General features: G+C 59.5%; 5 protein-coding genes. All 5 read right to left on the bottom strand.

Annotated features, from left to right (window positions below; all coding sequences use genetic code 11):
- Window positions 1-851, bottom strand: an 851-nt coding sequence (locus ACRAUW_RS16960; RefSeq protein WP_431363215.1) for an EAL domain-containing response regulator, incomplete at its 3' end; no start/stop codon positions are given.
- 11 nt (window positions 852-862) lie between these two features.
- The gene (locus tag ACRAUW_RS16955; RefSeq protein WP_431363214.1) at window positions 863-1933 is read right to left on the bottom strand and encodes a protein-glutamate methylesterase/protein-glutamine glutaminase; all 1071 of its coding nucleotides are present in this window, start codon (window positions 1931-1933) and stop codon (window positions 863-865) included.
- Entirely contained in the window at window positions 1930-2793 is an 864-nt protein-coding gene (locus ACRAUW_RS16950) for a CheR family methyltransferase (protein ID WP_431363213.1), read from the bottom strand. The genes ACRAUW_RS16955 and ACRAUW_RS16950 overlap by 4 nt, the downstream gene beginning before the upstream one ends.
- Complete coding sequence (locus ACRAUW_RS16945; RefSeq protein WP_033113544.1) at window positions 2793-3326, bottom strand: chemotaxis protein CheW; 534 nt, start codon at window positions 3324-3326, stop codon at window positions 2793-2795. The genes ACRAUW_RS16950 and ACRAUW_RS16945 overlap by 1 nt, the downstream gene beginning before the upstream one ends.
- Before the next feature lie 10 nt (window positions 3327-3336).
- Window positions 3337-4510, bottom strand: a 1174-nt coding sequence (locus tag ACRAUW_RS16940) for a methyl-accepting chemotaxis protein (protein WP_431363212.1), incomplete at its 5' end; no start/stop codon positions are given.

Below are 4510 nucleotides of genomic sequence, written 5' to 3'. Positions count from 1 at the left end.
AGCGATATAGCCAGATTCGACATAAACGTTGTTTCGGTCACTTCGATAATAATTGTGCTGCAGGGCAACTGATGCTCTTGGACAATCTCGACCATTTTTTCGACCAATTTATCGGTCGTCAGCAGGGTGACCGGCATATTAATGGAGCAACTTAGCGGCGAGGGCAGGTTAGTCAGGCTATTCAGGCCACGGCAGGTGGCATGTAAAAACGCATAGAAAAAGTCCAGTGCCAGTTGCCCCTGTTCCAGATGATGGACAAAGCAGATGGGTGGCAGCACCCCGTGTTCCGGGTGATGCCAGCGAACCAGTGCCTCGAAGCCATAGAGCTTGGCATCCATCATGGCGACCTTGGGTTGCAGAAAGGGAACCAACAGTCGCTCTTCCAGCGCCTGCTGTACATCCTCGGCGGTAAAGCTGAGTTGCATCCAGTTGTTGTTTTTGCGGTGCTTCATGGGGTCGCAATGTTGCAGCATATTGTGCAGATCCTGCTGCCTGATCGGTTTGGCCAGCACGCCGATCACCTCCAGCGTACCGGCATCGGCGATGGAGTGGATCACGTCCAGTACATCCCGTTCGACGGCGCTCATGACGGCGATAAACATCTGATAGTGAGTGGTTTTTTCCAGCTGGCTAATGAGTTCAACCCCATCCATGCCGGGCATGTTGAGGTCGGTGAGCAGCAGGTCTACGTGGTCGATCTGCTGTAATTTATTCAATGCATCCTGGCCATCGCTGGCGAGATGGATCTGGCCAAAGCCCAGATCTTGCAGCAGGCAGGTCACCTCATACTGCTGGGTTCGGGAGTCATCGACCACCAGGGCGCTGCGGCCCTGCCATTGTTCTAGGGACATGGTGGTTCCTCTCAATCGGGACGGCCAAGCGTCTGGGTTATCTGGGCAAGGGACATCACTTCATCGATCCCGCCGTGGGCGATTGCCTCTTTGGGCATGCCAAAGACCACGCAACTCGCCTCATCCTGTGCGATGGTGCGAGCTCCGGTGTCATGTAATTCGCGCATACCGCGGGCGCCATCATCCCCCATGCCGGTCATGATGACGCCAAGGGCGTTATGACCGGCACTGACCGCCACCGAGCGAAACAGTACATCGACCGAGGGACAGTGACGAGAGACGGGAGGACCCTCTTTCACCTCAGCCAGATATTGGGTGCCGCTGCGCTGGATCAGCAGATGTTTGCCACCGGGTGCGATCAGCGCCATCCCGGGCAGCAGGCGATCGCCGGTGGCCGCCTCTTTGACTTCGATCTTCGAAAGGCCGTTCAAGCGCTCCGCAAACGAGGCAGTAAAGCGCCCTGGCATATGCTGCACGATGGCGAGCCCCGGGCAGGTGACCGGCAGTCTGGTCAGCAGATACTCAAGGGCCTGGGTGCCGCCGGTGGAGGTGCCAAGGGCGATGATCCGGTCGGTAGTGCGAAATTCGACCCGCTCCGGCGGGGGCGAGAGCATGGCATCGGCGGTGCGCTTGGGAGGGGGAGTAAAGCAGGGCTGCTGGTGGTCTGGCAGCAGGTTGCGCAACTTGGCGTTGACCGCCATGCGGATCACCTGGATCAACTCGTTGGCCGATTGCTGCAGGAAGCTTTTGATGCCGACTGCGGGCTTGGTGATGATGGAGATGGCTCCGGCAGCCATGGCATCCAGGGTAATGGTGGCGCCCTCTTCAGTCAGTGAAGAGCAGATGATGACCGGCGTCGGGCGCTCGCTCATGATCTTGCGCAGAAAGGTGAGACCATCCATGCGGGGCATCTCGATATCGAGAATGATCACATCCGGCCAGCTCTTTTTCATCTGCTGCATGGCGAAGATGGGATCGAATGCCGCTCCCATCACATCGATATCGGCGGCCTTGCCCAGCATCTGGGTCAGCACTTCCCGCACCAGCGCCGAGTCGTCAACGATCAATACCCGTATGGTCATGTTTCATCCTTGAAAAGCTGAGGTTGGTAGCGATAGCGTGAAGGGGCCTCCTGCACCAGTGGCAGATCCTGCTGGCGAATGATCTCCGAATGGCCGACCAGCAGATAACCACCGGGTTTGAGCAGCTCACACAATTGGGAGAGCACCTGACCTTTGCTCTCTTCGTTGAAGTAGATCAGTACATTGCGCAGGAAGATGACGTCGAACTCCCGCTCGATAAAGTTGCCGCAGTTGAGCAGGTTGAGGTTGGAGAACGACACTTTTCTCGCCAGCTCGGGCCTCACTCGCACCTTGCCAGCATATTCGTCGTGACCGCGCTGGAAATAGCGCATCCAGAGGTGGGGCGGGACATGCTGGGCCCGCTCCACGGCATAGATGGCTCGCTGGGCAAAGGGGATCACCCGGGTGTTGATGTCGGTGCCGTAGATCCGCCAGCGCTCGTTGATGCCGAGCTGTTCGGCCAGCACCATGGCGGCGGAGTAGGCCTCCTCACCGGTCGAGCAGGCGGCAGACCAGACTCGCAGTGGTTGATGGCGGCTAGCGTGCAGTTGTTCGGCATGGTGTTTTAGCCAGCTGAAGTGCTGTGCCTCGCGGAAAAAATAGGTTTCGTTGGTTGAAAGCAGATTGATGGCGAGCTGTCGCTCCTGCACATTCTGTGGCTGGTTGATCCGTTCCCAGTAGCCGTAGTAGCTGGTGAGATTGAGCGCCCGCAGCCGCTTGGCGAGGCGGGATTGCACCAGCGCCCGCTTGCAGGGGGCGAGATCGATGCCGGCGGCGGTGAAGATAAAGCGCCGGAACAGTTCGAACTCTCTTTGGGTGAGCACCGGCCCTTGATCCGGGGTGGTGAGGGATGCCGCCACTAATAGCCCCCTTGCTCGCTATTGAATAGCTGGCTGGTGGTGGCCTCGGCCATGGCGCTCAGCTCGGCGATGGAGAGGGCCTTGTGCATGTCGAGCAGAATGGCGAACTGCTGGGCGATGGTGACTACCCCCTGGATGAAGTCGCCGCGAATATGGGCACCAAAGGTCGGGGCCGGCTCTATGGTGTCGGTGGCAATCTCCAGCACCTCGCAGACGGAGTCGAGCAGCATGCCGATCTCCTGCTCTTCGCCATTGCTGTTGGGCAGCGAAAGGATCGCGACACAGGTGGTGGGCTGGATCGGGGTCTGCCCCCGGCCAAAGCGGATTGAGAGGTCGATGACCGGCACCACGGCGCCCCGCAGGTTGATGATCCCTCTGACAAAGCGCGGCATCATGGGCACCGGCGTCATCCCCTCGAACTCGATGATCTCGCGGATGCAGCCGATATCGACCCCATAGAGCTCCCCTCCGAGCATGAAGGTCACGCAGTGGAAGTGAGAGGTGACAGTATCAGGGGCATGTGTTGTGCGCATTGGGCTGCTCCTAATAGTTGCTGAACTTGCCATCGTCCACTTCCCGCTCCAGATCGTCGTCATGGTGCAGGTGCTGGCTCAGCGCGCTCTTTTTCGGAATGACCGGTCTGGCACTGTAACCGGCAGCATGAAACTGGGTGGGCTGACGGCTGTTGCCGCCGCGCAGGGTGAACTGCTGCATCAGCTCCTGCAGCTGCAAAGCGGTGGAGCTCAGCTCTTCCGAGGTTGAACTGAGCTCCTCGGCGGAGGCGGCAGAGGCCTGCATGCCATCACTGATCTGGGTCACCGCAATATTGATCTGGGAGACGCTGGCCCGCTGCTCACGGGACGCCGAAGCGATCTCCTGCACCAGAGTGGCAGTCTGATCGATCCCCGGCAGCATCTCCCGCAGCAGGGTGCCAGCCTGTTCGGCGACGCTGACCGAACGACCCGCCAGCTCGCCAATCTCCTTGGCGGCATTTTGCGAGCGCTCCGCCAGTTTGCGTACCTCGGCCGCCACGGTGGCAAAGCCCTTGCCGTGTTCGCCAGCACGCGCCGCTTCAATGGCGGCGTTGATGGCCAGCAGATCGGTCTTGTTGGCGATGTCGTTGATGATGGTGATGCGCGAGGCGATCTCCTTCATGGCGTGAACCATCTCGCCCACCGCCTTGCCGCTTTCGGTGGCACTGCTGGCCGCCTTGGTGGAGATATTCTCGGTGACCTTGGCATTGTCGGCGTTCTGGCTGACGGTGGCCGCCATCTCCTCGACGGAGGCGCTGGTCTGCTCAACGCTGGAGGCCAGTTCGGAGGAGTTTTGCGACAGCGAGTTGGCGGTGGCGGCGACCTGTTCAGAGGCCGAGCCGATGGCCTCTGACATGGCACCTACCTCGTTGAGAATATCGGAGAGGCGGTGAGTCATGCTCTTGATGGCAAAGAGCAGGCTGCTGGTGTCATCGCTGCGCAACTTGACCAGAGTCGAGAGGTCCCCGGCGGCGACGCGGGAAACCACCTGTACGGTATAGGAGGGATCGCCACCCAACTGGCGCAAGATGCTGCGGGTGACCAGCATGGCCAGGATGAGACAGATAACAAAGGCTGTGCTGGAGATCACGAGGAGAATTTGCAGATTTTCCTGATAGATATTTTGGCTTTCATCGAGCGAGCTCTTGGCAAGCGAGGTGTTGACATCGATCAGATCCCGCAGA

Origin of the sequence: Aeromonas sp. (genome assembly GCF_050633025.1) — a bacterium.
Classification (GTDB): domain Bacteria; phylum Pseudomonadota; class Gammaproteobacteria; order Enterobacterales; family Aeromonadaceae; genus Aeromonas.
This window is presented reverse-complemented; position numbering and strand designations above follow the sequence as displayed.